We start from the raw sequence: 24,056 nt of genomic DNA, 5'->3' as shown, positions 1-24,056 counted from the left end.
CAGAAATACGACGGTCCGAGCGCAGCTTAAGATTGTTCTGAAAGTGGAATGGCGGAGAGGAAGAGATTCGGCCCGGAATTCAAAGACTTGGCGAAAGCGAGCATTTCTGCTGGGTCTGGGCCAGTTGGGCCAATGATTGACGATAGCAATGTTACCCGAATTGTTACCCAGTTTGTGATCGCGACTATGCCCCGTTCGCGATGGCGCGCACACGCGCAAGATTGTCGATTTTGCGCTCGGCTTCCTGCACTTCACGATCGAGCATTTCAAAGATGGGGCGCGCCGCTTCCCCGTCCATCAAGAGCAACCGCGCCGCCAGTCGTCGGGCGTGCTTGAGCCGATCGAGCGTGATCGGTTTCTGCTCCGGCAGCTTGCGATGAAGGACGCGACTTGCGACCCCTTCGAAGAGATCCGGATCGACCTTGCTTCGCCGCCGGCTCATTCCTGGCGCGCTCCGTAGGGCGATACCTCGTCAATGTTCCGCTGCTCGACCGTGAAGGTATAGCTGGCAACCCAAGGGTTGGCCTTCCAAGCGCCGGGGCCGTTGATAGCCTCCCAGAGGGTGCGGTAGCTGGCGCGGGCGGTGACGCAGCACTGCGTGCTCGGCATCAGGTAGTCGCGCCAGCCGTCGCTATCGCGCTCGACGCCCTCGGCGATCGCATCCGCCTCGCTGATGTCCCGCAGCCGCTCTGCGCGGACCTCTGTCACGGTGAGCGTCAGACGGGAGGCCCAGCGGGGCATGAAGCGGCCGGATCGTCTCCGGCCCACATCCTCGCCGTTCCATTCCTCTGCGCTGCCCCGCTTTTTTCCATCGGCGTTGAAGAGGAGCGGCGCCCAAGGCCGCTTCCAGCCGGCCTCTGCGCAGGCGGCAGCTATTTGCGTGGCATTCAGATGGTCAAGAGAGGGTGTGGTTTGCCACGCCTCCCGGACCCAGAGTCGATCACCGGGCTGGATCGGCAGCAGCTCCGCCGCGACCTTGCCGATGTTGTGCGCATCGACGTTCATCACGCCGCCCGCCTTGTTGTGGACGTGCCAGCCGAAGCCGGCCACCTCTTCGATCGTCGGCACGCCGGTGAGTCGCCGCGTCTGCGTTTTCGTGCCGGCGATGAGCGCGCGGACCATCGGCGCGGTGAAGGGGATCGAGCGATCAGCCATAGGACACGCTCCTGGGCGGCAGCGGGGGTTCCGCATCCCGCATCAGCGCGCTGGCAAGGCGCTCGCGGGAAACGCCGGTCATCGCCGTGCTCCGACCGACTAGACCTGGATGCCGTTCGCCGCGGCGCGCGCCTCGGCGAGTTTGGTCTCATGGGCCATCGAGCGAATTTCAGCTGCTGCAGCCCTCATGGCATCACCCTGAAGATCGGCATCGACGATCCCGGCCGTGATGCGCCGAAACTCCTCTGTTCTCCGCTTCACCTCGATAGGGGCTTCCGGGGGAAGCTTGTCGTAGACCTGCTTGAAAAGGGAAAGGAGCTGCACGTCCGACACCATTCGATCGAGCATGTCGGCCGCATACAGCATGGCGTCCGTCTTGTTCAGTAAGGTCGGGAAGGTCTTCGACTTGTTCATAGCTACCCTCTTTCCGGAGAAGTTGACGCACCGGCCAAAAGCGGCGCGAGTGGGATGCGGTCACCGCGACGTTTGCTGCCAACCTCGCTCGTCACCGAGGCTGGCTTTTGGTCCGCGCGGGAGAGACACGCGGTGCCTGCGGGGCCTGAGTCCCGGCGATCAGTCGGGACGGACGAGCCCGCCGGTATGCTGCTGGGGATCTCCCACTGCATCGGCTGGGCATTGTCGGGAACGCGGCGGCGGCCGGGCGAAAGCGTATGACGCGGCGAGCCGTCGGCGTTGATGCCGACGACGTGCCAGGCGACGCTTCGACCGAGCACGCGATCGATGGCGCGGAGCCACATAGTGACGTCATCCGGATCCGCGTGATTGCCCCAGGCCGCAATGAACAGGTCGCAATGCGATATCGCCGCGGCCGCACGCTCGGCAGCTTCCCGCAGGAAGCCCGGGCCGGCGGCGCTGGTGCGGCGCCAGGCATGCAGCCCGCCGGGCGTCGACGAGCAAAACGGGTAGATGTTCACCTTCACCAGCACCCCGAAGCCCCAGCGATAGGAGAAGCCGATCTCGCGGAGCGTCGTCGGATCGTCCCGATCAGCATCGGCGCGCGACGGATTCAGGCCGACCCAAGCGATCGCGGGCCCATGTTCCCACTCCCGGCGCAGCTCCCAGCGATAGGCCCTGCGTCGGCTCGAGAAGGCCGCCGAGCGCTGGATCTCGCCGCGCGGCATCGATCCGCGAGCTTCGTCCTGGAAGGTCAGTGCGAGCTGGCCGGGAAGCATGGCGATCTCCTACAGAACCAGCCGGAGGGGAATGCCCTCGACGGCCGCCGATGGAGCCTTGGTCTTCATGAGCTCGGTCTTGAAAACGCGATGCGCCTCTAGGTCGCCAGTCACAGGCACGATCCGGGTCAGGAAGGCGAAAACCGGCACGCCGGCTTCTGTTGCGCCTTCCCAGATCCGCGCCTCGACGCCGTTGACGTGGACGATCTGGCTGGTGCTCTCGATCGTGATTTTCATGTGGCCACCATTTCGTAGGCGATGGTCTGGATCCGGCCGAGCAGAGCGTCGTGCGCAGGATCAAGGCTGCGGCGGGATTCGACCTTCAGAACAGCGTGCCTGATGCCCGCCCCGAAATGCCGCGCGATGATCATCGACGCGATCGCCGATGAGGCACCGACGAGCAGGATGACGATGATGAGCAGCAGGATGACGCGGCGCGCGGCACTCATCGGACCATCCTCGTCTGCATGAGGGTCCAGAGATTGCGGCATCGGCGATCCTCGGCTCGGATCATCCAGGCCCAGGGAGAAGCCTGAAAGGCGCGCCAGGCATTGAGGTCGCCGGTATCGATGACGCCGAACGCGACCAAGTCGTGCAGGTCGAGGTTCAGCAGGATCCGCAGGCCGTTGTGGAATTGCTCGAGCGTCATCCCGCCGCCCTCGCTTTTGGGGCGGTCTTCTCCCAGTCGATCTCGTCCTGCAGGTCCTGATCGTGTGCCAGCACGACCTCGGCCACTTCGCGATAGGTCGTGAACGCCTGCTTGCTCTCGGTGAAAGTGAAGCGCAGCTTCACCGGCCCGGCGCCGTGCTTCGGCACGCGCAACTGAATCTCGACGCGCTCGTCGACCAGCGGGCGGAACACGGACATTGAGCCGGAGCTCGTGTCGACATGCACGATGCGCCGCATCTTCGAGGTCTTGAGCGCCAAGACCAACTTGTCGATGTCGCGGCGTTTCGGGGAGCGCATCACTGGCCTCCCGGGAATTCGCGGTGAGTGATACCGTCGAGCAGATGGCCGGCGGCGCGCTTGCCGGCGCGGCGAAGGGCGGCGGCCGCGGCTTCTGACTGCTCCCGAACCTTGCTCATCGCTATTCCCCAGCCAGTTCGATGGCGGCCATAACCGGGTTGCCGATCGGGCCGGCGATCGAGGCCCAACGCGCGCGAGACAGGACTTCCGCGATCACCTGGTCGGTGGTGTTGAAGGCTTCGGCTGCAGCGCGGACGGTGATGCGCTCGCCGCGCATGGCGACGTAGACCTGAAGGGCTGCCGACAACCGCTCGAGGCCGACACCGCCGGCGTCGCCCTCGACCAAGTCCGCGAGCGTCACCAGCGCCCGCGGCGCCTGGGCTGGCTTCGCGCGCCAGACGGGCAGCACAGCGATCGTCTTTGTCCAGTCGCAGCCGTCGTCACAACGGTCCAATTCAGAACAGCCGCAGCTGTGACAGACCGTGCCGACCGCGCTGGGAACGCGAGGAATGTCTCCCGCTCGCTTCATCTCGTCTGGAACATGGACCTCAAAGGCGCCGGCCAACTGGTCGGCGGCCATGAACTCGCCGGCCTCCGCGGCGCGCTGGAGGCGCTGGTCGGCATTGCCTTCATCGACCGCTACGCCGAGCTCCCAGCTCATGGCGAGATCGAGCGCGGCGCGGCCGACCTCCTCCTGAACATCCGGGGAAAGCTGAAGCCAGGCGGCGCGCGCGTCGAAATGTTGGATGTCTTCCTTGATCATGAAAGCCTCCTAATGCTGGTTAGCCGATCAGTGGCGACGAGGAAGCTGCCGGCGCCGCCAAGGGTGACCGCGGTCAAACCGGGGGCGTCACAGGCGAGGACACGGCCGCGATACCGACATCCGCACGCGTCGACGCAGAACTCGACGAGGTCGCCGAAGCCGTGCTGCGATGCAGGCTTCGCAGCAAGCCGAAGCTTCTCGCGGGGAAGGATTCGGGGTGCCAGGGTCATGCGGCGCTCCTCAGCTCGCGGGTGATGGGGTCGAGACGGAACTCGATTTCGCCGCGGGTGAATCCGAGGCCGAGCAGATGGGCTGTCAGCCGCTCCGGATCCGCCAACAGAGATCGATCGGCCGACACGGCCGCGCAGATGTCGGCCGACATCAGCAAGGGGATGATGTTGCAGCGGCGCGCGATCTCGACGGCCGCGAATGCTCTGCCTTGGACCATGGACAGCTCCGATGCGGAGGAAGGAATTAAGGGCGCCGGCTTGCCCGCGTCTGACGAGCGCGCGAGGGGGGCTCAGACCGCTCGTCGGACGGGCTCGGGCGCGCCGGCGCCCTCCTTCGCTCCGGTGGGGGCCGGAGCGGTTCGATTGGGGATCACGGAAGCGAGGAATTCGGCGCGCGCGGCGTTTGCGACGGAGCACGCGCCGGCGATCGCCGGCTCGGGGTCTTCGGTGACGAACGCGGATCGTGCTGCCCGGATTGCGATATGGACTGGCTGCATTGCCATTCCGTGAAACTCGACACGGCGCCGATCGCCGTGCTCATGGCAAAACGCTAATTCACGTTCCGTGTATCAGTCAACAGAAAAATCACGCTGCGTGATTTTCCGGAAATTTACCACGTGAACGTTTGGCCCGCGCAGCCAAAACACGACCTTGTTAGTATGGCCGGTCAAGTATTGCGTAAGGCCTTAGGGGGCCACATCATGGAATACAGCGGCAGTATCGCTAATAGCGCAAAGGCAAGGCGCTTCAGAAGGCAAGCACTCTTGCTGGTTGGGGTTTTGCCCGAAAATCCGAGAGATGCGCTCGTCGTGCTTCAACAGGCAAGAAGCCTGATCGAGCACTACCTAGACGATGATCCGGAAGGGAATGCACTACCGCTGGACGCAAAGGGGCGTCTTAGCTTAGTCAAAACCGACAAAGTAAGGCCTTAGCCGGCTTTCGACTCGCCCTGGTCTGCTTCGTCCACGGACTGCAGAAGCTGCAGCAGGTTGACAGGCAGACCGACGACCGATCCCCAGTACAACCAGTCCAGCGTGATGCCGGTTCGGCCGCAGATTTTGGCCGCAAACTCAAGGCTTGGCCTGCGGAGCCCGACTTCGTAATTTCCGAGGGTGTTGGTTTCGATCCCAAGAAATCGGGCGAAAGAATTCGCGCGCTCGAAGCCGAGCGCCTTGCGAAGCTGCACGATGCGAAGGCCGATGGCCTCTGAGCTGTCGAGCTGACGATCTTCATTCATAGCAGCAGTATCGCGATTCACGGCCTGTGAAGCCATGCACGCATGATGGGTTGAATGAAAATCACACAACGTGTATTTATGCGTCATGAGCACACGCGTCGTTGATGATATCGCTGCTCTCATCCAGGAGCTGGGCGGCCTGTCTGTAGCTGCAGACGTGCTTGGGGTTTCCCCGGCGCGGCTTGGAAACTGGCGTAAGCGCGGTCAAATCCCCCCCAAACTCTATTTTGGGCACGCGGCCAAGCTCGCCAAACAAGAGATCAGAGCTCCCCGTTCCCTATGGGGCTTCAGAGAGGACTCTTCGCATTCTCTCCTGCAGGAGGGCGAGCGACCGCCGGCCCCCTCTTGAGGCTTGCAGAAGCTGCCCGGTAGCGGGCGACACAGATCAGATCATCGCAGTGAAAGCGGGGCGCGGCAGCGCGCAACGGAGGGAAACTTGCGCCTGAAACTCGACCGACCGGGCACCGAAGAGGACCGCGCCAAGCTGAAGACCGCGTTCCGTCGCCTGCTCAAGGCCGCCGGCGGCGACGAGAGCGCCGCGTCGATCACACGCTGCGGCCACCAGCGCCTGAACAAATATGGCCTGGCGACCGAGCAAGACACCTATTCGCCGATCGACATCTTGCTCGACCTCGAGCGCGATGTAGGCGAGCCGGTCGTCCTCGCCGTCTACGCAGATCTCCTCGGCTATCAGCTGGTGCCGAAGAAAAGCGTCGCCGCCGACGCGCAGGCGCTCGGCCAACACCTTGGCGACATCGCCGAATCCGTCGGCGAGCTGATGGCGGATCTCGGCGCGACCTTTGCCAAGGGCGTCCAAAACCTTACCGAGAAGCAACTCGACGATCTCGACCGCGAAGCCGAGCGCGTTCGCAACGAGGTCGGGGAGTTCGAGGCCGACGTCGAAACCGAGCGCGCGACGCGGCGCCCGGGTGGATCAGCATGAGAGAGCTGGAGCAATGACCATGACGAGCGAAGTGGCGCCATTCACGACAGCGGATTTTGACGACGAGGACGCAGAAGCCGGGATCCGCCTCTCCGATTTCTCCAGGGCCGTTTCGATCTGGTCAGCGATGCAACTGCGCGACGTCTCGGTCGCCGAAACCGCCCTGGCCTTCAACGCAACACCGGATGTGGTTCAGCGCGCCGTGAGAGAGCACGGCGGCCCCTACCTCTACCTGATCGGCGACGAAACGGATCCGGCCAAGCAATTTATCGAGCACGACGGGGAATGACCATGACGAGCGAAGTGAAGCTGGAGCCGTGTGCGTGGCGGAAACGCCGACCCCCTCGGGTTGGTGGTTATGGCTACACCGAGAGTGCGACTGTTAGGGATCGCTGGCTCCGCGCGGGACATGCCGTTGAGGCGGTCTTCGCCTCCCCACCCTCGGCGGCAGCGGCGCCGAAAGGCGACGGAATGGCCGAGCGCTTGCTTCGCCTCGATCCCCGTTCAATGCGCATGATCGATATCCGCTATCTGCTCCGCGACGCGGCCGCGCATATTGTTGGTCTCCAGGCAGAGAATGCCCGACTCCGTGCCTCGCTCCTGCTCACCGCGGCGCCGGAGCCTGCTGCCGCCGAAGCGCCAGGGCAAAAGCCGGTGGCGATCATCTATACGAACTGGCGCGGCGAGACGGCCGAGCGGCTGATCATTCCGGGTGCTGTGTGGTTCGGCACGACGAATTGGCATCCGGATCCGCAATGGCTGCTTCGGGCGTTCGACGTCGAGAAGCAGGCCGACCGCGATTTCGCGCCGAAGGAGTTGGGCGCCGCCCCTGTCACCCACGCCAACGCTGAGGCGCCTGGCTTGGAGAAAGCGGCGAAGTGGCATGACGGCATTGCCGCCCAACAGGAGAACCCGCGCCACCGGGGTTCCTTGATCAAGAGCGCAATGCGGCACCGGAAATACGCCTCCGCGCTCCGCTCACTCGCATCTGACGTGTTGAAGGGGGAAGCGGAGCGGCGCGATAGCCAGGAAGCAGCCTTGCCGGGAGGTCCGGCATGACCGTTGTCGCCTCCAAATTCGAGCGGGTCGCAAACGAGCTCTACGAAACCGAGCCCTGGGCGACCGAGGCGCTGCTGCGGCATTTCCCCGTCGAGCCCAACGACAGGATCTGGGAGCCGGCGGCCGGCAACCACAAGATTGCCGACGTGCTGCGCGCGCATGGCGCCGAGGTCTTCACCAGCGACATTGCCGTCTACGACCGGCCCCATGATTGGGTCCGCGATTTCTTCGCGCCGTTCGTGCCGGTCCCGCCAGGGATTACGCGCCTCTATACCAACCCGCCATACGGCAAGCAGAACCGCGATGCCGTCCGGTTCGCCCGGATTTCGCTCGAGCGCTGCAGCGGCCTGGTGGCACTGCTGCTGACCGCGAAATTCGACTTCGGGAAGACGCGCGTCGACCTGTTCCGCGACAATCCGCGGTACGTCGCCAAAATCGCCCTGGTCGATCGGATCCAATGGTTCCCCGGCGATAAGGGCGGGACCGAGGATCACGCCTGGTACGTCTGGGCGCCGGCGCCAGGTCCAGGGCGCGGACTGGCTCGCCTGATCTATGAGGGCCGGCCATGAGCCAGCACGGCCATGTCGGGATCTTCATCCCTCTCAACACCCTGACCACCAAACCGGCGCCGCCGAAGCCGCCGGCCGGCGAACCTCTTTTCGATGGAGCGGCGGCATGACCGAAATCGACTGGCGGGACGAGGCCTTCGGGCGCGCGCGGTCCCTTATGCCGAACCAGGCTCTGTTCAGCCTGACATCGCTGATGGCGCGCACGCATCCGTTCGCGATCCAGTATCTCGAGCAGGCCCCCGCGATCGCCGTCTTCTATTCGTGGGGCAAGCTCGATCTGAGCCCCACCGAACGCCACGCGCTCGCGGATCGCTTCGGCGACAAGGTGCGTCGCGGACTTCGACTGAAGGAGATCATGGAGAACGCCGGGGCTCCCCTGCCGCTTCGCAAGCTCCGGGGTCCTGTGATCATACCCTCAAATTTCGAAGCGATCCTTGAGCTTCGGAAAATTCCCCCGTCGGTCCTGGCACAGTCGATCCCGACCGAGCGGCCGCTTCTTCAGCTGGAGTGGCTTCGAGCGCTCCGGGACTGGCAAGCGCTGACGCGTGCTCGATGGGACTTAGGAACTAGTCAAGGCGAAGCCTGGGAATGGGGCGTCAAGGCCTTCGGCCGGGCCGCCGTAAACGGCCGAAGAGAGCTGCGGCACCACGTGTCGACGCTGATGGACTTCTTCGCCCGAAACCCCGACCGCCTGCATTCGAAGCTCACGTTCGACGGCGCCCTGGCGGCGGCCGATCGCTGGCACATCGAACTGGGGCGACGCAGGACGGAAGCGGCCCAGCTCGAGGCTCTCGGCATCGGCTTCGACCAGCTCATCGACTACGGCAGCCTGCCGGAGACGATTGAAGCAGGTTCCTACACCTTCCACGCTCTCCGCTCGGCCGAGGCACTCTTCAGCGAGGGCGCCGCCATGCGGCATTGCGTGGCGACCTACATCAAGGATGTCGTTTTCGGCGTCAGCCGCATCTATTCGATCCGCAAAGACCGTATCCGGGTCGCGACCGTGGAGTTTCACGAATCCGACCTGTTCGGCCTGCGTATGGTGCAGCTTCGCGGCCCCAGCAATGCGAGCCCGTCACGCGAGATCCAGGCAGCTGCCAGCGCCTTTCTTGCCGCCCAGCGCGCGCATCTGGTGCCGCTGACTCTCTACTCCCAGGGAGAAGTTCACCCGCTGATATCGCGAGACTTCCACGCTCCCGGTGAGGATGTCGGGGGGAAGCTCACATGAAGCCCGCCGCCGTCATCCGCCGCGATCGGTTGATCCTCGCCGTGAAGCCCGCCGTGCCGGGCACGCCAGGTCGGGTTCTCTCGGACAAGATGATCGATGCGCCAGCTGCCGGATCCTGCTGCAGCTGTGGCGCGACGATCGCCAAGGCGGAGCGCGTCCGGGCCCGCATGGAAGCGCGGACCCGGCGCGCCGAGACGTTTCTGTTCTGCGCGAGTTGCTGCGATCTCATGGCGAACTTCGCCATCGCGGCGGCGACTGAATCGGGGAGCAGGCGTCGTGCTTGAAACGTCCCCCGCACTAGGCCGCTACGATCTCCTTCCGGGCCGCGCTCGCCAGGAATGCCGACCGGGTGATGCCGCGCTTGCGAGCGGCCTCGTCGATCGACTCGAGCAGGCCGGCGTCGAGCGAGATGTTCACCGGCACCTTGGCGCCCTGTTCGCGGATCAGCGGCACGAAGGCGAAGCTCGCTCCCTCCCGCTCTTCCTCGATCGCGGGATCCGCGAGAATTTCCTCGAGCGAGCGGGGCGCCGGAATGGCATCGCCATCCGCCGCCATCATGGCGACATGGCCGGAGAGCGCCTCGGCGGCCTGTTCGACGGCCTCGTCGGCGGTATCGCCGGCCGAGATGCAGCCGGGGAAATCCGGGAAGCTGACGCCGTAGACGCTCCCGGGGTCCTTATGGATGAAGGCGACATAGCGCATCGGGTTTCTCCTTTTCGGGCTGGCTCAGCGCCAGCCCGCCTGTTTCTCGATCGACTGCACCTTCTTGATGGGCAGGTCCTTCTTTGGGTGCGGGACCGTGACCTTTCCGGGCTTGGTCGGGTGCTTGAAGTGGTGGTGCGATCCGGTCACGCCGACCTCGAACCACCCGTCCTTTTGAAGCTTCCGGATGATTTCCCGGCTGTCGCTCACGATCTTTCCCCTTTCCTATACGCATATATATGCGCATGGATCGAGAGGCCTTCAAGATGTCTGCGCATGAAACTGCGCATGATTTCGCCGCGCCACGCCGCCGCGATCGCTTCCCCCGGCGTCCTGAAAACCGAAGGAGACCCGCATGCCGCATGTGCTTCAGAAGCACGTCCGCGAAGTCCTGAAGGTCAGCCACGAGCTGGCGCGCCCCTTGGGGATCGATGTTTCGATCACCTTCGGCCGACACCCGCACCTGGTGCTCGACGGGCGCGGCCAGCACCGGACGGTGCCGCTTGCGCAGGGCAGCCGTTGTGGCGGCTAGGAGTTGGCCGTCTCGGCGGTACGGAAGCTCGTCAGGCAAATGACTGCCTAGGGACGACCATGATTTCGATGACGCCCGCGATCCGGGCGGTCAGCAATACTGGGTGGTTGACACCATGAGCTCGGCCAGTGCCCCCTGGATGAAGTTCTACCCGCGCGACTGGCGCGCGGATCAGGCACTGCGCGCGGTATCGCTTGCCGCGCGCGGTCTCTGGATGGAATGCCTGTGCCTGATGCACGAGGCGAAGCCCTATGGCCACCTGCTGATAGCCGGTCAGCCCGTGGGTAACGACATGCTTTCCCGGATGGTGGGAGCGTCGCTGGACGAGGTCGATGCCATGATGGCCGAGCTCGACAAGGCAGGCGTCTTAAGCCGCACGCGGAACGGTGTCGTCTACTCCCGTCGCATGACGAAGGACTTTCAGCGGTCGAAAATCGGCCAAAAAGCCGTCGAAAGACGGTGGTCACAAGCCATTGAAAACACGGAGGAAAAATCGCTACCTAATAGGTACCCTAATAGGTCACCTATTACTCAGAAGCCAGAAGCCAACTTAGAAAAGAAAGCAGCAGCAGCAGAGTCACCACCTCCGCAGGAGGCGGATCCGCCGGCCAATGCCGCTGCCGCTGCCCTTCTCGAATTCGATGATCTCAAGGGGCGAGAACGACGGCGAGCCGTCACCGACGACGCCGTCGCGCTCCACAGGCGCGTCTGCGCCATGCTCGGAAGCGAGCACGGCTATCGCAACGATCTCGGCGAGGTCGTCGCATGGCTGCAGGCCGGCTATGGCGAGAAGGAAATCCTCGCGACAATCGAGGCGGTACAGCGAAGGCAGACCTTCCAGCTGCCGACGTCGCTTCGGTATTTCCGGCAGGCGATCGCCGACTCCGACGCGCGAAAGCGACCGGAAATGCCGGCTCGGCGCGGCGCCGCTTCGTCAGAGCCGACGCCGGATCTTTGGCGGCAACAGCTTCGGCAATGGGGGCAGACGCGTGTCAGCCGCGGGCCGGACGAGGCGTCTTGGCCGGACTATCGCCGGTGGAACGCCGCCGTATGGGGGCCGCCGCCGCTTTCCGGCCGCTGCCGCGCGCCGGCGGAGATGCTCGAGGAGATCCTGCACGAGTTCGGCATCGATCGGCCGGAGCCGGCGATCGCCGTAAGAGGCGCGCGATGACCGGAGGCACAACTGACCTTATCGGCGACTGCGCGATGTCCTCCGCACCCTGCCAAGCGGCCGGTACCATACGGCGGGTCAGCAGTCCTCCCAATTTCGGGCTGCTCGGGTACGGGTGGACGGGCAGATCGGGCTCGAGCCGCGAACTGGAGCCTTCGATGGCGGTCAGCCTTAAATCGCTGCCAGCGGCCTCGGCTGACTCGGGAACAGCTATTGCGGATCAGCAGCCCGTGAGGCGTACCTATGCTCGTCGCTTCAGCAGCGAAGCGATCATCGACAGTAGCGCCTCCGGCAGGATGGGTTTGCCAACGTGCCCCACACCTGCAAAAGCCGGGTGCAGATCTAGCGTTCCCGGCTTGTAGGCAGTCGCTAAGAGGAAAGGAACATTGCGCTGCTTTAAAGCGACCGCCACGGGTACGCTATGTTCGCCTCGCAAGTTGAGGTCTAGGACACACGCATCGGGCAGGTCCTTGTTCAGCATCGCCAACGCGGCAGCTACGGATGCCACCGGGCCCATGATTGTATAGCCGCCGTCCTCCAGCACCATACAGAGCTCCATGGCGATAAGGCTTTCATCTTCGATTACCAGGATACTAGGTGCTGGCGAGCGCAGCTCCATCGACAACCTCCTGCGCCAAAGGCAGGCGGATCTGGACGCGGACGCCGGCGGGATCGAAATCGAGCAACGATGCTCCTCCTTCAGCCTTGGCGCTGAATTCAATCAGCTGTGAGCCAAATCCACGGTGGTTCGGCGGATACACGAGGGGGCCCCCTTCCTCCCGCCAATCGAGTAGTAAATGCCTCTGACCATCCTGGAGTTCCGTGCTCCAGCTAACCTGAATGATGCCGCTTTCGTTGGACAGAGCGCCATACTTGAACGCGTTTGTTGCCAACTCGTGCAGGATCATTGTCGCCGGCAGAACCTGATAGCGGGTAAGGCTGACTGCGGGGCCGGGAATGATTCTGGCGCGAGAGCCTGCTATCGGCTTCAATGATTGGCTGATTAAGGAGGATAGATCAGCGCTTTCTTCAGAAGACGATATGAAGTCCTGGGCGTCAAAGACGGCGTTGATGCGCCCCATCAGGGAGGTGCGGTATTCCTCGCCGGACAAGCCCTTGGCGGCCGTTTGACGGACTATCGCCTTCACGATGGCAATCAGGTTCTTCATTCTGTGTCGCGTCTCGGCGACAAGGATGTTTTTCGTCTCCGCGGCCCTCTGCTGCTCGGTAACATCATCAAACACTACGAGCAGCTGAGTACTGTTGTTGTCCGGATGCAGAAGCTGACGGGCACTAATGCGGATTGTTCTCTGGCCGAGCGCGGGGGAATTGTGGCTGACTTCGTAACCGACTATCGCGGCCGCCTTGGGCACAACTTCCATAAGCAGCTTGCGCAACTCCGGAATGTCCCACTGCCCGTTCCCAATTAGGAACAGGCTTTGATCCAGCGTGCTTTCCCGGTCGGTGTTGAACGCCCTGTAAAATGCCGGATTGGCATTGACGACGCACAGGGCCTTATCGAGAACCACAAGAGGTTCCTCCAAGGTGTCCACGATCCCTTGGGTCTGGACATGGCTGCTGCGGAGCAGCCGGTATAGTTCCTCCAACGTCATATGCTCCTGCCCCTCCTTGCATTAGGGCCGTGTCATCAGGGGTTACGGTGACAAGGCGACGCTAACTCTGGCTAAGCTTGAGCCCCACTCGCTTCACTGCCCTCCGCGCAAACCCCAATGTTTCAGGTGTCGAAAGGATCCGCAGGAATTGGGTCCTGCCACGTTTTGCTTGCCCGACAGGGCCTGACATCGCAACTCAGTTAGGAACGTCCCTGGCAACCATAGAGGCGCGGCAACCGTTTGCTTCTGACCCGAACCAGGAGATCAGCATGACCAAGCCACAAATCCCGGACGAAAAGGCCGATATGCCGGCAGACGGCGGCGACAAGCCGCTGGATTCGCACGTCCAGGCGCAGGCGCCCGTCTATGGCGAGCCCAAGGGGCCACGCCCCGCAACGATGTTCCGCCACAAGTTCGGAGTTCCCCCGCCTCTGGATCGAGAGCGTGATGGCTTCATTGGCGGGCGGGACGAGGTTGGACTGGGCGATGTCGTCGGAAGCGGTCCTGAGGAGTGGGAACGCAAGCCAAAGTCCCAGGCGGAGAATGGAGACGAAGGCCGTCCGGACAAGGCTTCGGACTAGCTCGCGCGCGGCGCGCAACTGCGTGCACGCGAGGCGGTGTCTTCCGGCTCGTGTTTCTGACCCCAAAAAGGGCGACCGCCTCCGCTCCGGCGCGCTATTCGCTCTCGGGGTCCGGTTCGCCCTTCTGGCGGCGCTCGGCGGCTTCAATCTCCCGCTTGACCGTATCGGCGACGTCCTCGCCCGCAAGATCCTCCGGGTCGAGGACTTCGCCCTCTGCCAGACGTTCTGCGCGCTCGGCCTTTTCGCGTTCCGCGGCTTCGCTGCCAGGCTCAGGCTTGTTCAGGTCGTCGTCTGGCAGCGGGAGAATAGGCGGTACAAGTGGCATGTTGGACATCAGGGCCTCCTCTTGCTTTTAAGGGAAAGCCCGCCAACTCGGGGAAGAGGATTGGCGGGCTTTCGACATGTCGCGGGCGGGATAAAGGCTCGGCTGCCGTTTCGTTGGCCAGGTCGAGAAACCGGAAAAATCGCCCTGTTCCCTCTGCCGCCGCGTCCGGTTGACGCGCGACGTGTCTAAAGAGGCAACTCGGACGGTCGGTGACAGTTCCGCACTTTCGCACAGTATGTGCGCTCCCGGGCCCGGAACTTGTTGGGCGGTTGGCGGGTTCGATCAGATGCAGTTCCTCAGGGAGAGCCTCTGATGTCAGCTTCAAGATTGATTGCCATAGCGATGGGTTCGGCGCTGATCGGCTTCGGCCTCTCTCTGGTGCGAGCGCAGGTCGAGCGCGTCCCGCGGCCGGAAGAATTCATCAACCGCGCGGCGGTCGCCGGGATCTATGAGGTGAAGGCGGCGCGGATAGCCCTAAGCAAGGCGCAGAATGCAGACTTGAGGGCGTTTGCCGCAACGATGATCAAGGATCACACGGCGGCGGGCGAGGAACTGAAGGCGGTGGCGGGCGACTTCCCGATGCCGACTGCCCTGGACAGCGCTCACCAAGAGCTGATTGACCAGCTGAACGCTGCCACGCCAGAGAACTTCGACAATGTCTATTGGCAGCAGCAATCGGATGCTCACAAGGAGGCCATTTCCCTCTTCACCCTGGTCTCAACGGAGGGCTCCAACGGGGCCGTGAAAGGGTTCGCCGCGAAAAACCTTCCTATGCTGCAGCATCATCAGGAGATGCTGGGCGCGCTCGAAAAGACGGTCGTCCCATGAGTATCCTCCATCGCCCCCCGGTCCGGCTGAGCAGAGCGCTCGTGGCGGTTTTGGCAGCAGGCGGGGCTGCTGTCCTGTTTGTCTGGGCGGGAGGGCTTTTCTGGGTGGTCTATTCCTTCACCAGCGGGGCACTCAAGTTCATCGCATCCTCTCTATTTCAAGCCTGATGTCGTCGTCGTTTATGCCGCCGCTATCCGCAAGGCTGTTGGGCCGCGGGGTTGGAGGCGGCCCGAAGAGTCCGCCTCCGAGTTGCTGCGCACCTAGTTGCGGACGAGCGGGATCTGCAGATTGGTCGGCCGGTTCTCTTCGGTATCGAAGCCCCGTCCGTCGATGTTGCGCGCACCCCAAAACAGCAAGTCGTGCGCGAGATAGACCAGGTCGTATTCCTGGAAGTTCTTGCCGGCCACCAGGCCAAACGGGGCGAAGTTCTTGCCGAAGATGCTCTGCGTCTGGCCGACTTCCCATTTGGCGTAGTCCTGCGCCGCCACCTGGTTCAGGAGGTCGGCGAAGCCCTGCGCGAGCGGCGTCACCTCATACGCTTCGTCGGCGACGAAATCGACCTTCTGGGCCCCCGCGGCGATCGGGTGCTCGCCGCGCCAGAGTGTGTGACCGCGGATGTAGATGCGCGCCAGGGGGATCCGGCCGTAGGGATCGTGCAGGTTTACGACCGTCAGCTCAAAGCGATCGTCCGGCAGGGTGTTGAATTCACGCGTCAGGTAGAACGGCTTCAGCGTGCCGTCCGCGTTCTTGAGCGCGCTTGGGCGCAGCTCGGGGGCGATACTGACCCAGCTACCGAGCCACGCCTGCTTGATCAAGTCGACTGTCATGGTTGCATTCCTGAGGGGGTGTGGTGGCGGTCGCGGGGGCGACCGCCCGTGCAATGCTGAAATCCTTGGAGACGGGAGTCAAAGCACTAGCTGGACTGGAAGGTACCTCGGAACTCTCGGCTTTCCGGATTCAGGCTCAGCATCGAGCAAATTGTTCCACCGGGTGAGCCGGCCAGCTTCTGGCCGTCCGCTCGAGGCGGCGCGGGATGTCGCCGACGACGCCGTTTTCGCGCAGCACGCGCTCGAGCATTTGGGCCGCTTCTCGCTGGTCTAGTTCATCAGTTGGCGATCGGCTCGGCCAGCCAGCCGGCGCGATCCTCGGGCCTGATGATGACCGGCATGCGGTCGTGGATCAGCCCTTGGATCCGCCAACTCTAAGAGGCCCGTGCCGTTCGCCGCAAAGCCTGCGGGTTTTGGCCGAATAGCCTGATGAAACTGCGTCGCATGCGTTCAGCATTGCCGAACCCTACCTGACGGGCAATGACTTCAATGGGCTCTATACCGGCCTCCAATTGGGGCCTTGCGGCGTCGGCGCGAAGGCGCTCCACCGCGCGCGCGGGCGTCTCTCCGATTTCCTTCAGGAAAACGCGAGAGTACTGCCGGCTGCTGAGGCAGGCGATCCCGGCGAGTCGCTCGAGCGACAGGTCTTCGTGGAGATGTTCGCGGGCGAACGCCAGCGTGGCGCGGATCCTGTCCGAACCGGCGTCCATATTCAGAAGTTCTGAGAATTGGGACTGGCCCCCCCGCCGTCGGTGATAGACGACGAGTTCCCGTGCGACCGATCGGGAAAGATCAAACCCGGCATCCGCCTCGATAAGGGCGAGCGCCATGTCTATTCCTGCGGTGATGCCGGCGGAGGTCCATATGTTTCCGTCGTTGATGAAAATCTTGTCCGCATCGACACGCAGCGAGGGAAAGCGTGCCTGAAGATTGGGCGCATATCGCCAATGCGTGGTGGCTCGACAGCCGTCGAGAATACCAGCCTCAGCCAGATGAAACGCTCCGGTGCAGACACTGGCGATGCGCGATGTGTTTTGGGCAATCTGGCGCAGCAATGTCACGGTTTCCGGACTGTTGCCCGGAAGATGTGCGACGGCGCCACCAATGACGATGATCGTATCGTAGTGCTGCGACGGATCCGGCCGAATGCTTTCGGCGGCGAGGCCTGTCTCGCTAAAAATCAGGCCGCCTTCGGCGGATATCGTTTCGGTCAGATAGGGCACCTTGAACATCTCGCGAGCCATGTAGAAGGCACTGAGCGGCCCGGCTAGGTCCAGCATTTCAAATCCGGGCATGATGACGAACGAAATCTTCCGCTGGTGCATCGGGGTGTCCATGTCTTGAAAGGTGGGTTCTTGGTCATTTGGAGCATCCACGTACGCTGCTAATTTTTGAGCGTCAAACCCGAAAGGAGCCCCCCATGATCCCGACCAATTTGCCCTCCCTCAATCATTTACGGTCCGCCACCACGCCCAAGGACGCTGTACCCTTCAGGGTGGGAATTCTCATCGCGCCGGGATTCATCCCAATGGATATGGCGGGCATTCAAGCCGTGTTCGGTGCCGCGCCGGGGGCGGAGATCCACTTGTTATGGAAGACCTCCGAAGCCGTCGAAGGCTTCCCCAACTGGTGGACACTGCCGACCACGACCTTTGCGGACTGTCCCGAGAAGCTGGATGTTCTGGCCGTTCCCATGCTGCCGCCCGAAATTCTGTCCGATCCGGAAGTCATCCCGTTTATCGCCGAGAAGGCCGCAAAAGCATCGTATGTCATCGGGATCTGCAACGGTGTGCTGCTCCTCGGTGCCGCTGGAATTTTGAAGGGCCGACGCGCCACGGCCAGTTACAATGCGATCCCGACTCTGTCCTCGCTCGGCGTCACCGAGGTCGTACCCTCAGGGAACGGCACGATCGTGGATGGCAATCTCTACACCGCTGGGCCGGGTGTCGGCAGTTTTGAAGCCGCGCTACTGGTGACCGAAGCGGCATTCGGACGGCAGATCGCCGAACTCCTGGCGCTGGTCCTTGAGTACGATCCCCATCCCCCGTTTAACACCGGCAATCCGAAGAATGCCTCTCGTGCGGATGTCGCGGTATTCGAGGCCATGATGGCACCGCTTGAGAGCGAATATAAGCGCAGCGCGCTGGTCGCGTTGAAGACGGCGGAAGCCTGATCAAATGGGCGCCTTCGCCCTTTGATGCTGAACACCTGGCCTGCATCGTGGGCAGAGCGGACGGCAAGCTTCGGTTGACAACCCCCGGGGTTAGGCGCACCAATCCCACATCCTGACATCTTCAGGTCTTGAACCCGGCGCCGGCAACGGCAGCCGGGTTTTTCGTGTGCTCATGGCGGCAGAGGGCGGAATTGGCGGCAGCGAAGCGGAAGTCGGCGGTGTCCGGCATCGGTTACAACGGGCGGTATGAGGAGGGGACGCGGATCGTCGAGGACCCGTCGGTTCCCGGGACCAAGATCACGGCAAAGGTGAACATTCGGGCGACGGTGCTCGACCACCTTCGGAGCAGGAAGAAGCTTGACGAGGCGCAGTACCAGGCCGGGGAGCGGTTCCAGAAGATCTGGCAGCTCGCAGCGATCGGCGCCTTGAAGGCGATGGACTACAAGGAGGCCGTCGACGGTGGTGGTGGCGGCGGCGACCCGCTTACCGACCAGGTCGTGCATGCGGCGGCCGAGTTGAAGAAGATCATGCCCCGCGTTGGCATGATCGGGCATCGGTTGTTGGTCTCGACGATCGGCGAAGGGCGGACCATCCAGGAGACGGCGCAGGACTGGCAGGACGACGGCGGCGCGGTGTCGGGGGCGCGGGCCGAGGGCTATGTCACCGGCCGGCTGCTGGAGGCGCTCGACGAACTGGCGCGGTTCTGGGGCTACAACGCCACGGCGATCGGCAAGCCGAAGGTTCAGCGTCTGACCACACTGACCGTCGGCGCGCCTCTGAAGGAGACGGTCAAGGCGACGTTCGGCAAGAAGACGACAGTCGAGAGGGCGGCGCGGCAGCTGCGGAGCTTCAAGTCGGACGCTGGCGGGCACCACATGACCGTGCCCGACCATGCGCGCGGATCAGGTGAGATCTCGATCACGGGGCCCGCGCGGGAACTGCGCGTCGTCGACCGCGGCACGCACAGCGAGATCGTTGATATTCAGCTCGCGAGGCCCGTTGACAACGCACCGTTGATGGTCGATGGTTCGCCCACTTTGGAGAAACGCGCCCGGCGCCGGAAACGGTGAGCGGGCGCTTTTCGTTTCGGGCTCTGGAATCGGACATGGTCGACGCGACCCTCGCCAATCCCAGCACCGCGGCGGAGCTCCGCGCCATCGTCGATCGAGTTCGCAGGCTGATGCCGATGCGACGCGATCCGGAAGCTTTCCACGTTGAGCGCGATGCCGTCGCCGTTCGCCTTCTGGCGATCGCCAATCAACTAGATCCGTCGCCAAGCGCGCAGATCCGGCGTGCCGAAAAGCTGCCGGTGCAGCCGGGTCTCATCAGGAGGAACGGCCGGATCATCCCGGTCGTGCTGCGCTCGACCAAGCGGCCGGCGGCTCCTACCTAGGGCAGCAGCCGCGGCTAGTCGTCGGGACAAGTCGCTATCGGGCATTGAAGTTGCGGACCAGGCTGGCGAGCTCAGGCTCATCGATCAGCAAAGCTGCTTCTGCCGGCGATAGCCAACACTGCTCGCGCTCGGACGCCTCTTTCCAACTGCCGCTCGTCTTTCTCACCTCGAGACTAAACACGTCGACGTGGACTAGCGCAAAGCCGTCGGTCAACCGTTTGAAATAGCGGTATTCACCTATCGGTCTGGCTGAGATTTTTCCTCGAACGCCCGCCTCTTCCTCCGCTTCGATGGCCGCAGACCTGGCATTCGACTTCGTCTTCATTGGCCATCCCTTCGGGATGATGAAGCGCTGAGTTTCGCGTGATGTCAGAACGAGGATTTCCGTCTTGCCGAACTCGTTGATGCGATAGGGCAGCGCAGCAACCTGGAAGAGGATGTCGCGGCAATCCGCGGCTCGAAGTGGCTTAGACATGACGAAATCATAGGCGCGTTGCTCATCGGATCAACCGCCCAGCGCCGAGTTTCGCGTGTCCGATAATTGCCCTTCCCGGACGTGGCCTAGACCGCGCGAACTTGGGGTTCGGGATAGCCGATGGAGATTTCGTAGGAGGCCGCCGCGGCCACCAGTCGGCGAAATTCCCACGGGAAGTGGCCTAGCACTTCAGCGATCAGCTCGCCTGCGAGTACAGAATAAAGTCGCGCTTCCGTTTTGCCGACAGCTTCAGTGGGAATGCGCCAAACATCATCCACCCGGTCTATGTAGAGGCAGCGTTGCCTCAATTTTTCAAACTCTTTGTCGCATGCATCCTGAAGCAGCGCTCGGACGGCCTCCTGACCTAGGACGCGATCTAGGCGAGCATTAACCAGGGCGCCTGCGATTGCGGCCAGGAAGTGTTTGCCTCGGTGGCTCTTTTTTGGGGGCATGGTCGGATGAAGGGTAGGTCGATCGAAGCGCAATAGGTCTTGGAACAAGCGTGTAAGCTTGCCGGTCTCCTCGATGGCCAAGAGCGAAAGAAAGGTCGAAAGCGGATAGTTATTGCCACGGTACAAATCGCAGGCAGTCTCCCACGTTTTCTCGACACATCCGATCAGCCGCTGATACTGCTCCAGACACTCCTCAAATGTTGATCCGGTCAGCAGCGACGGTTCGCCGACGAGCATGGCCTTTTGCATTTCGGCAAATATCTTGAACCGTGAGTGAGCGTCGCGAGCGGAAAGTCTGCTTGTTACCCTTCGTTCATCTACTACGATGCCCGCGTCAGACCGTATTTTCTGCGATTGACGCTGCATTATCTCGCGAATGCGAGGGTCGCCGTGAAGGCTGTGGAGCGCTCTGAAGCGCAGGATATAGGCTTTATGGTCGCCTTCTGACACTCTTAGATATTCCGCTAGATCGACACCCCCGTTGAGCAGCCCTTGAACTGTCTCATCCCAAAGGTCCCGTTCTTCATTTGATTTCGGTGATCCAGCGGCACCGGAGCACATAGCATTCTCCCTGTGGCGGCCCATCTGGGCCGTTCGTTCAGCTCGCATACCGTTTCACCCACAGTCCGTGATGTCTATCGGCACGCTCATACCCTCAAGCGCTCCCGAGCGCTTGAGCGATGCGCTGGCCTCTGCAGCCGACTATGCGGACGCCGAGAGCGCCGATGGCACCCGTCGCGCATACGCCTCTGACTTTCGCGACTTCCACACCTGGTGCCGGGGCGTTGGTGCTGCGTCGCTCCCGGCATCGGTCGAGACCGTCGCCGCCTATTTCGCCGTACTGGCTGACCGGGGCCTGAAGGTCTCGACGATCGATCGCCGCTCCGCCGCCATCGGCTGGGTGCATCGTCGCGCCGGCTTCGAGCCGCCGGTGAACGCCGAGACGGTGAAATCCGTGCTTCGCGGCATCCGCCGAACGATCGGCGAGGCGAAGAGGCAGAAGGCGCCGGCGACGGTCGACGCAATCGCGCTGATGATGCGTCGCGTCCCGAAGACGCTCGCCGGCCGGCGCGACCGCGCGCTGCTTCTCGTCGGCTTCGCCGGTGCGCTCCGGCGCTCCGAGCTCGTCGGCCTTATGGTTCCGGATCTGGAGCGTCTGCCCCAAGGATTGATCCTGCACATCCGCAAATCGAAGACGGATCAGACAGGGCAAGGCCACCAGATCCCGATCCCGCGCGGCGGCAAGCTCAAGGTCGTCGAGTCCCTCGACGCTTGGCTCGCCGCCGCGAACATTTCAGACGGCCCGGTGTTCCGCGCCGTGCACGGCGATCGGGTCGCGCTCGTTGCGCTTTCCGACCGATCCGTTGCGCGGATTGTCCAATCCTATGCGGCTGCCGCCGGCCTCGACGGCGAGACCTTCGGCGGGCATTCGCTCCGCGCCGGCTTCGTCACCAGCGCGCTCTCGGATGGTGCCGACCTGCTGAAGGTCATGGACGTGACCCGGCACCGGGATATGCGGACGCTCAAGGCCTACGACCGCCGGGCGAAAGCCTTCAAGGATCACGCCGGAAAAGGCTTCCTCTGATGTCGACGAACATCTCCGTGCGAGCGGCGTGCTGATCATGCTGCGCTGGCTGCAGATCGTTCTCGCCTGGCGCGTGGTGCTCGACACCGGCGTCCACGTCTACGAGACGAATTCGATCACCGGGCACCGCCGAGTCCGGCGCTATGCCGTTGGCGTCTATCAGCCCGTCGACCTCGGCTGGATCGAGACCGGCTTCTTCACTCTGGCACCCCCGCCGCCGTCGGGCGGCTCGGCCGGCCGGCGATAGCTTCCTGCCCCAGGAGACATTGATGCGACATTTCGGACTGGCGCGCCTCGCGGCCGCCTTCGCACTGAGCGTCACCTTCACCGCCAGCCGCGTGATGCACGGGCTGCCGCAGCCGGACGCCGTGCGGGTGCTCGAGGGCCAGCCGGTGCGCCAGCGCCGCCGACATCGTCACGGGAAGGCCTATAGCGAGCCGGGCAACGCCGAGGCCGCGCGGCGCGTCCGCCAGATCGCCGCCGGCCGGCTCACGGCTGCCAACGGCCTGGTTGTCTGATCATCATGGTCTACGCGTTGCGCCTTCATTCTCGTGCCTGGGTCGCGATTTCGCGCCACGGCTCGAAGGAGGACTGGCGGGGCGGATGGCGCGCGCTGCACTGGTGCGCCGACCTGACGGACGCCGAGAAGTTCGGCGATCCGGACGAAGCCGCTCGATGGGGCGTCACCGCGCTGGGCCATGACCGTTTCCAGGTCGTGCCCATCATCGGCAGCCTGCCGACGACAACCGGCCCCGGCACGCCGATCGCAGTCCGCCGAGCGGCCTGAGCGAGGACCGGCGATGCCCGTATGGCAGTCCATCTGGATCATCAGGACGATCGTCACCGGCCTCGTCGCTGGCTTCATTGCCGCAGAACCGTTCAACCATACCGCTCCCTTCTGGCGGCGGCGTCCTAGGAGACCAGAAATGCTCGATCTCGCCGCCGCCCTCGCGGCGCTCGCCAAGCTGAAGTCGGATGCCGAGGCGGTCTCGTCGCTGCTGCATTCCGGCTCGGCCGACAGCCAGGAGCTCGCCGACACCAAGGCGCAGCTGGCCGCCGCCAAGGCCGACCTCACCGCCGCGCAGGCACAGATCGACGATCTGACCAACCAGATCGCCTCGATCGACGCCACGCTGACCGCCTCGACGGATCCGGCGCCGGCCGACCCGACCAACGCGGCCGCGCCGGAGCCGGCCGATCCCGCTGCGGCTTCCAACGATGCGGTTGCCGCCTCGGCCGATTCCGCCTCCGCTGCAGCACCTGCGCCCGCCGCGCCGATCGCACCCTAATCGGTCATGCTGCAGCTCGACCTCTCCTCCTTCGAACGCGCCGCGAAGCGCCTGGGAGGAGCGGTCGACCAGGTGCCGTTCGCGCTCGCCACGTCGATGACGAGCGCGGCATTCAAGACCCGCCGATGGCTGATCGACGAGACCTGGCCGAAGGCGGTCAAGGTCCGCAACACGAACTTCCTGCGCGCCGCGCTTCAGGTCGAGCCCGCGACGAAGCACAATTTGACGGTCGCGATATCGGATCGCCTCGGCCGGGGCCATCTCGGCCTGCACGCCAAGGGCGGCGTGAAGCACGCGAAGAAGCGCCTCGCGATCCCGCCGACCGGCACGGTCCAGCGCGGGCCGAAGGGCATCCCGAGAGCGCAGAAGCCGCAGGCGATCCGCGCCAGCACGCCGGCGCGCGCTCTGCGCGTCCTGCCGCGCGGCATCTTCATCGGTCGCGGCGGCCGCCTGCATCTCGCCTATGCCTTCGCTACATCGGCGATGCAGCGCGCGGACGTGCCGTTCGAGCGGCACTTCCGGATCGTCATGGCCGCCGAGATGCGCAAGGCCTACCCGGGTGCGATGCGGCGAGCGATGCGGACGCGACGGCCGGCCGAATAGGGACCTGACGCTCGGCTCGAAGCGCGCCGTCGCGCCGCTCGGCCCGCGTTCGGGAGGGCCGCCGGGCGCCGCCCGGCGAGGCTCGGGTCCTCCCCGGAGGGGGGCCCACGGCGGGGTAAGCGCGACCGGCCTGTATCTCGCAGCGTGGGGTCGCAAAACCGGGT

41 protein-coding genes are annotated in these 24,056 nt (G+C 63.8%); 20 read left to right on the top strand and 21 right to left on the bottom strand.

Going from position 1 to position 24,056, the window contains the following annotated elements; all coding sequences use genetic code 11:
- Window positions 1-184 precede the first annotated feature (184 nt).
- The 11 genes from K32_RS12170 to K32_RS12120 form a co-directional block, all read right to left on the bottom strand.
- Window positions 185-442: a hypothetical protein gene (locus K32_RS12170; RefSeq protein ID WP_201404255.1), complete on the bottom strand. Its 258-nt coding sequence runs from the start codon at window positions 440-442 to the stop codon at window positions 185-187.
- Window positions 439-1,155: a hypothetical protein gene (locus tag K32_RS12165; protein ID WP_201404254.1), complete on the bottom strand. Its 717-nt coding sequence runs from the start codon at window positions 1,153-1,155 to the stop codon at window positions 439-441. The genes K32_RS12170 and K32_RS12165 overlap by 4 nt, the downstream gene beginning before the upstream one ends.
- 99 nt (window positions 1,156-1,254) lie before the next feature.
- Window positions 1,255-1,569: a hypothetical protein gene (locus K32_RS12160; protein WP_201404253.1), complete on the bottom strand. Its 315-nt coding sequence runs from the start codon at window positions 1,567-1,569 to the stop codon at window positions 1,255-1,257.
- A gap of 2 nt (window positions 1,570-1,571) precedes the next feature.
- Window positions 1,572-2,348, bottom strand: a complete 777-nt coding sequence (locus K32_RS12155) for a DUF1643 domain-containing protein (RefSeq protein ID WP_201404252.1) — start codon at window positions 2,346-2,348, stop codon at window positions 1,572-1,574.
- 9 nt (window positions 2,349-2,357) lie between these two features.
- On the bottom strand, window positions 2,358-2,585 hold the full coding sequence (locus K32_RS12150) for a hypothetical protein (protein WP_201404251.1): 228 nt from the start codon (window positions 2,583-2,585) through the stop codon (window positions 2,358-2,360).
- Window positions 2,582-2,797 (bottom strand): hypothetical protein, encoded by a 216-nt coding sequence (locus K32_RS12145; RefSeq protein WP_201404250.1) that lies wholly within the window; start codon window positions 2,795-2,797, stop codon window positions 2,582-2,584. Before K32_RS12145 ends, K32_RS12150 begins: the two co-directional genes overlap by 4 nt.
- Entirely contained in the window at window positions 2,794-2,997 is a 204-nt protein-coding gene (locus tag K32_RS12140) for a hypothetical protein (RefSeq protein ID WP_201404249.1), read from the bottom strand. The genes K32_RS12145 and K32_RS12140 overlap by 4 nt, the downstream gene beginning before the upstream one ends.
- Window positions 2,994-3,314 (bottom strand): hypothetical protein, encoded by a 321-nt coding sequence (locus tag K32_RS12135; RefSeq protein ID WP_201404248.1) that lies wholly within the window; start codon window positions 3,312-3,314, stop codon window positions 2,994-2,996. Before K32_RS12135 ends, K32_RS12140 begins: the two co-directional genes overlap by 4 nt.
- A 121-nt stretch (window positions 3,315-3,435) precedes the next feature.
- Entirely contained in the window at window positions 3,436-4,077 is a 642-nt protein-coding gene (locus K32_RS12130; protein ID WP_201404247.1) for a hypothetical protein, read from the bottom strand.
- A complete protein-coding gene (locus tag K32_RS12125) occupies window positions 4,074-4,307 on the bottom strand; it encodes a hypothetical protein (protein ID WP_201404246.1) in 234 nt (77 codons plus the stop codon). The genes K32_RS12130 and K32_RS12125 overlap by 4 nt, the downstream gene beginning before the upstream one ends.
- A complete protein-coding gene (locus K32_RS12120; protein WP_201404245.1) occupies window positions 4,304-4,525 on the bottom strand; it encodes a hypothetical protein in 222 nt (73 codons plus the stop codon). The genes K32_RS12125 and K32_RS12120 overlap by 4 nt, the downstream gene beginning before the upstream one ends.
- Before the next feature lie 483 nt (window positions 4,526-5,008).
- Between K32_RS12120 and K32_RS12115 the strand changes: the two genes are divergently transcribed.
- The gene (locus tag K32_RS12115) at window positions 5,009-5,239 is read left to right on the top strand and encodes a hypothetical protein (RefSeq protein WP_201404244.1); all 231 of its coding nucleotides are present in this window, start codon (window positions 5,009-5,011) and stop codon (window positions 5,237-5,239) included.
- On the opposite strand, the gene K32_RS12110 is transcribed toward K32_RS12115, so the two are convergent.
- Entirely contained in the window at window positions 5,236-5,631 is a 396-nt protein-coding gene (locus K32_RS12110; RefSeq protein WP_201404243.1) for a helix-turn-helix domain-containing protein, read from the bottom strand. The two genes, K32_RS12115 and K32_RS12110, sit on opposite strands and share 4 nt — an antisense overlap.
- 265 nt (window positions 5,632-5,896) lie before the next feature.
- Here K32_RS12110 and K32_RS12105 point away from each other — a divergent pair, with 265 nt between their 5' ends.
- The 6 genes from K32_RS12105 (at window position 5,897) to K32_RS12080 (ending at window position 9,627) form a co-directional block, all read left to right on the top strand.
- Window positions 5,897-6,487 (top strand): hypothetical protein, encoded by a 591-nt coding sequence (locus K32_RS12105; protein WP_201404242.1) that lies wholly within the window; start codon window positions 5,897-5,899, stop codon window positions 6,485-6,487.
- Window positions 6,488-6,506: 19 nt separating this feature from the next.
- On the top strand, window positions 6,507-6,776 hold the full coding sequence (locus tag K32_RS12100) for a hypothetical protein (RefSeq protein ID WP_201404241.1): 270 nt from the start codon (window positions 6,507-6,509) through the stop codon (window positions 6,774-6,776).
- Between the two features lie 182 nt (window positions 6,777-6,958).
- A complete protein-coding gene (locus K32_RS12095; RefSeq protein WP_201404240.1) occupies window positions 6,959-7,546 on the top strand; it encodes a hypothetical protein in 588 nt (195 codons plus the stop codon).
- Window positions 7,543-8,115, top strand: a complete 573-nt coding sequence (locus tag K32_RS12090) for a hypothetical protein (RefSeq protein ID WP_201404239.1) — start codon at window positions 7,543-7,545, stop codon at window positions 8,113-8,115. Before K32_RS12095 ends, K32_RS12090 begins: the two co-directional genes overlap by 4 nt.
- A gap of 106 nt (window positions 8,116-8,221) precedes the next feature.
- Window positions 8,222-9,343, top strand: a complete 1,122-nt coding sequence (locus K32_RS12085; protein ID WP_201404238.1) for a PcfJ domain-containing protein — start codon at window positions 8,222-8,224, stop codon at window positions 9,341-9,343.
- A complete protein-coding gene (locus tag K32_RS12080) occupies window positions 9,340-9,627 on the top strand; it encodes a hypothetical protein (RefSeq protein ID WP_201404237.1) in 288 nt (95 codons plus the stop codon). Before K32_RS12085 ends, K32_RS12080 begins: the two co-directional genes overlap by 4 nt.
- 13 nt (window positions 9,628-9,640) lie before the next feature.
- Here K32_RS12080 and K32_RS12075 read toward each other — a convergent pair whose 3' ends face one another.
- Window positions 9,641-10,045, bottom strand: a complete 405-nt coding sequence (locus tag K32_RS12075; protein ID WP_201404236.1) for a type II toxin-antitoxin system HicB family antitoxin — start codon at window positions 10,043-10,045, stop codon at window positions 9,641-9,643.
- 24 nt (window positions 10,046-10,069) lie between these two features.
- Window positions 10,070-10,258, bottom strand: a complete 189-nt coding sequence (locus K32_RS12070; protein ID WP_201404472.1) for a type II toxin-antitoxin system HicA family toxin — start codon at window positions 10,256-10,258, stop codon at window positions 10,070-10,072.
- 142 nt (window positions 10,259-10,400) lie between these two features.
- Here K32_RS12070 and K32_RS12065 point away from each other — a divergent pair, with 142 nt between their 5' ends.
- Both K32_RS12065 and K32_RS12060 read left to right on the top strand, forming a co-directional pair.
- Entirely contained in the window at window positions 10,401-10,577 is a 177-nt protein-coding gene (locus K32_RS12065) for a hypothetical protein (RefSeq protein ID WP_201404235.1), read from the top strand.
- Between the two features lie 115 nt (window positions 10,578-10,692).
- Complete coding sequence (locus K32_RS12060; protein WP_201404234.1) at window positions 10,693-11,748, top strand: hypothetical protein; 1,056 nt, start codon at window positions 10,693-10,695, stop codon at window positions 11,746-11,748.
- 241 nt (window positions 11,749-11,989) lie between these two features.
- Here K32_RS12060 and K32_RS12055 read toward each other — a convergent pair whose 3' ends face one another.
- Window positions 11,990-12,367 (bottom strand): response regulator, encoded by a 378-nt coding sequence (locus K32_RS12055; RefSeq protein ID WP_201404233.1) that lies wholly within the window; start codon window positions 12,365-12,367, stop codon window positions 11,990-11,992.
- On the bottom strand, window positions 12,342-13,361 hold the full coding sequence (locus K32_RS12050) for a sensor histidine kinase (protein ID WP_201404232.1): 1,020 nt from the start codon (window positions 13,359-13,361) through the stop codon (window positions 12,342-12,344). Before K32_RS12050 ends, K32_RS12055 begins: the two co-directional genes overlap by 26 nt.
- 269 nt (window positions 13,362-13,630) lie before the next feature.
- Here K32_RS12050 and K32_RS12045 point away from each other — a divergent pair, with 269 nt between their 5' ends.
- Window positions 13,631-13,942, top strand: coding sequence for a hypothetical protein (locus K32_RS12045; RefSeq protein ID WP_201404231.1), 312 nt, complete (start codon window positions 13,631-13,633; stop codon window positions 13,940-13,942).
- A 94-nt stretch (window positions 13,943-14,036) separates the two neighbouring features.
- Here K32_RS12045 and K32_RS12040 read toward each other — a convergent pair whose 3' ends face one another.
- Entirely contained in the window at window positions 14,037-14,276 is a 240-nt protein-coding gene (locus tag K32_RS12040; RefSeq protein WP_201404230.1) for a hypothetical protein, read from the bottom strand.
- Between the two features lie 303 nt (window positions 14,277-14,579).
- Here K32_RS12040 and K32_RS12035 point away from each other — a divergent pair, with 303 nt between their 5' ends.
- A complete protein-coding gene (locus K32_RS12035; protein WP_201404229.1) occupies window positions 14,580-15,095 on the top strand; it encodes a DUF4142 domain-containing protein in 516 nt (171 codons plus the stop codon).
- Window positions 15,096-15,355: 260 nt separating this feature from the next.
- Here K32_RS12035 and K32_RS12030 read toward each other — a convergent pair whose 3' ends face one another.
- A complete protein-coding gene (locus tag K32_RS12030; protein ID WP_201404228.1) occupies window positions 15,356-15,922 on the bottom strand; it encodes a hypothetical protein in 567 nt (188 codons plus the stop codon).
- Window positions 15,923-16,296: 374 nt separating this feature from the next.
- Complete coding sequence (locus tag K32_RS12025; protein ID WP_201404227.1) at window positions 16,297-17,247, bottom strand: GlxA family transcriptional regulator; 951 nt, start codon at window positions 17,245-17,247, stop codon at window positions 16,297-16,299.
- Window positions 17,248-17,342: 95 nt separating this feature from the next.
- Between K32_RS12025 and K32_RS12020 the strand changes: the two genes are divergently transcribed.
- The 3 genes from K32_RS12020 to K32_RS12010 all read left to right on the top strand — a co-directional run bounded on the left by K32_RS12020 (window position 17,343) and on the right by K32_RS12010 (window position 19,488).
- Entirely contained in the window at window positions 17,343-18,095 is a 753-nt protein-coding gene (locus tag K32_RS12020; protein WP_201404226.1) for a DJ-1/PfpI family protein, read from the top strand.
- A 218-nt stretch (window positions 18,096-18,313) separates the two neighbouring features.
- The gene (locus tag K32_RS12015; RefSeq protein WP_210342769.1) at window positions 18,314-19,165 is read left to right on the top strand and encodes a hypothetical protein; all 852 of its coding nucleotides are present in this window, start codon (window positions 18,314-18,316) and stop codon (window positions 19,163-19,165) included.
- A gap of 35 nt (window positions 19,166-19,200) precedes the next feature.
- On the top strand, window positions 19,201-19,488 hold the full coding sequence (locus K32_RS12010; RefSeq protein ID WP_201404224.1) for a hypothetical protein: 288 nt from the start codon (window positions 19,201-19,203) through the stop codon (window positions 19,486-19,488).
- A 34-nt stretch (window positions 19,489-19,522) separates the two neighbouring features.
- Here the strand turns inward: K32_RS12010 and K32_RS12005 are convergent, their stop codons facing one another.
- Complete coding sequence (locus tag K32_RS12005; protein WP_201404223.1) at window positions 19,523-19,963, bottom strand: NUDIX hydrolase; 441 nt, start codon at window positions 19,961-19,963, stop codon at window positions 19,523-19,525.
- Window positions 19,964-20,049: 86 nt separating this feature from the next.
- Window positions 20,050-20,976: an AbiV family abortive infection protein gene (locus K32_RS12000; protein ID WP_201404222.1), complete on the bottom strand. Its 927-nt coding sequence runs from the start codon at window positions 20,974-20,976 to the stop codon at window positions 20,050-20,052.
- A gap of 112 nt (window positions 20,977-21,088) precedes the next feature.
- Here K32_RS12000 and K32_RS11995 point away from each other — a divergent pair, with 112 nt between their 5' ends.
- From K32_RS11995 to K32_RS11970, 6 genes are all read left to right on the top strand, one after another.
- On the top strand, window positions 21,089-22,000 hold the full coding sequence (locus K32_RS11995; protein WP_244669946.1) for a site-specific integrase: 912 nt from the start codon (window positions 21,089-21,091) through the stop codon (window positions 21,998-22,000).
- A 28-nt stretch (window positions 22,001-22,028) separates the two neighbouring features.
- Entirely contained in the window at window positions 22,029-22,247 is a 219-nt protein-coding gene (locus K32_RS11990; RefSeq protein WP_201404220.1) for a hypothetical protein, read from the top strand.
- A gap of 22 nt (window positions 22,248-22,269) precedes the next feature.
- On the top strand, window positions 22,270-22,518 hold the full coding sequence (locus K32_RS11985; RefSeq protein ID WP_201404219.1) for a hypothetical protein: 249 nt from the start codon (window positions 22,270-22,272) through the stop codon (window positions 22,516-22,518).
- Between the two features lie 5 nt (window positions 22,519-22,523).
- Entirely contained in the window at window positions 22,524-22,787 is a 264-nt protein-coding gene (locus tag K32_RS11980) for a hypothetical protein (RefSeq protein WP_201404218.1), read from the top strand.
- A gap of 139 nt (window positions 22,788-22,926) precedes the next feature.
- The gene (locus K32_RS11975) at window positions 22,927-23,289 is read left to right on the top strand and encodes a hypothetical protein (protein WP_201404217.1); all 363 of its coding nucleotides are present in this window, start codon (window positions 22,927-22,929) and stop codon (window positions 23,287-23,289) included.
- Between the two features lie 6 nt (window positions 23,290-23,295).
- Window positions 23,296-23,892, top strand: a complete 597-nt coding sequence (locus K32_RS11970; RefSeq protein ID WP_201404216.1) for a hypothetical protein — start codon at window positions 23,296-23,298, stop codon at window positions 23,890-23,892.
- The last annotated feature ends 164 nt before the right edge of the window (window positions 23,893-24,056 follow it).

The organism is Kaistia sp. 32K, assembly GCF_016629525.1.
In the GTDB taxonomy this organism is placed as follows: domain Bacteria; phylum Pseudomonadota; class Alphaproteobacteria; order Rhizobiales; family Kaistiaceae; genus Kaistia.
Note: the sequence above shows the minus strand (reverse complement) of the source record. Positions and strands in the feature narration are given on the sequence as shown.

Bases quoted from the DNA above. Each gene is read 5' to 3' on its own strand.
- K32_RS12170 (WP_201404255.1), bottom strand. From the start codon at position 442: ATGAGCCGGCGGCGAAGCAAGGTCGATCCGGATCTCTTCGAAGGGGTC.
- K32_RS12165 (WP_201404254.1), bottom strand. From the start codon at position 1,155: ATGGCTGATCGCTCGATCCCCTTCACCGCGCCGATGGTCCGCGCGCTC.
- K32_RS12160 (WP_201404253.1), bottom strand. From the start codon at position 1,569: ATGAACAAGTCGAAGACCTTCCCGACCTTACTGAACAAGACGGACGCC.
- K32_RS12155 (WP_201404252.1), bottom strand. From the start codon at position 2,348: ATGCTTCCCGGCCAGCTCGCACTGACCTTCCAGGACGAAGCTCGCGGA.
- K32_RS12150 (WP_201404251.1), bottom strand. From the start codon at position 2,585: ATGAAAATCACGATCGAGAGCACCAGCCAGATCGTCCACGTCAACGGC.
- K32_RS12145 (WP_201404250.1), bottom strand. From the start codon at position 2,797: ATGAGTGCCGCGCGCCGCGTCATCCTGCTGCTCATCATCGTCATCCTG.
- K32_RS12140 (WP_201404249.1), bottom strand. From the start codon at position 2,997: ATGACGCTCGAGCAATTCCACAACGGCCTGCGGATCCTGCTGAACCTC.
- K32_RS12135 (WP_201404248.1), bottom strand. From the start codon at position 3,314: ATGCGCTCCCCGAAACGCCGCGACATCGACAAGTTGGTCTTGGCGCTC.
- K32_RS12130 (WP_201404247.1), bottom strand. From the start codon at position 4,077: ATGATCAAGGAAGACATCCAACATTTCGACGCGCGCGCCGCCTGGCTT.
- K32_RS12125 (WP_201404246.1), bottom strand. From the start codon at position 4,307: ATGACCCTGGCACCCCGAATCCTTCCCCGCGAGAAGCTTCGGCTTGCT.
- K32_RS12120 (WP_201404245.1), bottom strand. From the start codon at position 4,525: ATGGTCCAAGGCAGAGCATTCGCGGCCGTCGAGATCGCGCGCCGCTGC.
- K32_RS12115 (WP_201404244.1), top strand. From the start codon at position 5,009: ATGGAATACAGCGGCAGTATCGCTAATAGCGCAAAGGCAAGGCGCTTC.
- K32_RS12110 (WP_201404243.1), bottom strand. From the start codon at position 5,631: ATGACGCATAAATACACGTTGTGTGATTTTCATTCAACCCATCATGCG.
- K32_RS12100 (WP_201404241.1), top strand. From the start codon at position 6,507: ATGACGAGCGAAGTGGCGCCATTCACGACAGCGGATTTTGACGACGAG.
- K32_RS12095 (WP_201404240.1), top strand. From the start codon at position 6,959: ATGGCCGAGCGCTTGCTTCGCCTCGATCCCCGTTCAATGCGCATGATC.
- K32_RS12090 (WP_201404239.1), top strand. From the start codon at position 7,543: ATGACCGTTGTCGCCTCCAAATTCGAGCGGGTCGCAAACGAGCTCTAC.
- K32_RS12085 (WP_201404238.1), top strand. From the start codon at position 8,222: ATGACCGAAATCGACTGGCGGGACGAGGCCTTCGGGCGCGCGCGGTCC.
- K32_RS12080 (WP_201404237.1), top strand. From the start codon at position 9,340: ATGAAGCCCGCCGCCGTCATCCGCCGCGATCGGTTGATCCTCGCCGTG.
- K32_RS12075 (WP_201404236.1), bottom strand. From the start codon at position 10,045: ATGCGCTATGTCGCCTTCATCCATAAGGACCCCGGGAGCGTCTACGGC.
- K32_RS12065 (WP_201404235.1), top strand. From the start codon at position 10,401: ATGCCGCATGTGCTTCAGAAGCACGTCCGCGAAGTCCTGAAGGTCAGC.
- K32_RS12060 (WP_201404234.1), top strand. From the start codon at position 10,693: ATGAGCTCGGCCAGTGCCCCCTGGATGAAGTTCTACCCGCGCGACTGG.
- K32_RS12055 (WP_201404233.1), bottom strand. From the start codon at position 12,367: ATGGAGCTGCGCTCGCCAGCACCTAGTATCCTGGTAATCGAAGATGAA.
- K32_RS12050 (WP_201404232.1), bottom strand. From the start codon at position 13,361: ATGACGTTGGAGGAACTATACCGGCTGCTCCGCAGCAGCCATGTCCAG.
- K32_RS12045 (WP_201404231.1), top strand. From the start codon at position 13,631: ATGACCAAGCCACAAATCCCGGACGAAAAGGCCGATATGCCGGCAGAC.
- K32_RS12040 (WP_201404230.1), bottom strand. From the start codon at position 14,276: ATGTCCAACATGCCACTTGTACCGCCTATTCTCCCGCTGCCAGACGAC.
- K32_RS12035 (WP_201404229.1), top strand. From the start codon at position 14,580: ATGTCAGCTTCAAGATTGATTGCCATAGCGATGGGTTCGGCGCTGATC.
- K32_RS12030 (WP_201404228.1), bottom strand. From the start codon at position 15,922: ATGACAGTCGACTTGATCAAGCAGGCGTGGCTCGGTAGCTGGGTCAGT.
- K32_RS12025 (WP_201404227.1), bottom strand. From the start codon at position 17,247: ATGCACCAGCGGAAGATTTCGTTCGTCATCATGCCCGGATTTGAAATG.
- K32_RS12020 (WP_201404226.1), top strand. From the start codon at position 17,343: ATGATCCCGACCAATTTGCCCTCCCTCAATCATTTACGGTCCGCCACC.
- K32_RS12010 (WP_201404224.1), top strand. From the start codon at position 19,201: ATGGTCGACGCGACCCTCGCCAATCCCAGCACCGCGGCGGAGCTCCGC.
- K32_RS12005 (WP_201404223.1), bottom strand. From the start codon at position 19,963: ATGTCTAAGCCACTTCGAGCCGCGGATTGCCGCGACATCCTCTTCCAG.
- K32_RS12000 (WP_201404222.1), bottom strand. From the start codon at position 20,976: ATGTGCTCCGGTGCCGCTGGATCACCGAAATCAAATGAAGAACGGGAC.
- K32_RS11985 (WP_201404219.1), top strand. From the start codon at position 22,270: ATGCGACATTTCGGACTGGCGCGCCTCGCGGCCGCCTTCGCACTGAGC.
- K32_RS11980 (WP_201404218.1), top strand. From the start codon at position 22,524: ATGGTCTACGCGTTGCGCCTTCATTCTCGTGCCTGGGTCGCGATTTCG.
- K32_RS11975 (WP_201404217.1), top strand. From the start codon at position 22,927: ATGCTCGATCTCGCCGCCGCCCTCGCGGCGCTCGCCAAGCTGAAGTCG.
- K32_RS11970 (WP_201404216.1), top strand. From the start codon at position 23,296: ATGCTGCAGCTCGACCTCTCCTCCTTCGAACGCGCCGCGAAGCGCCTG.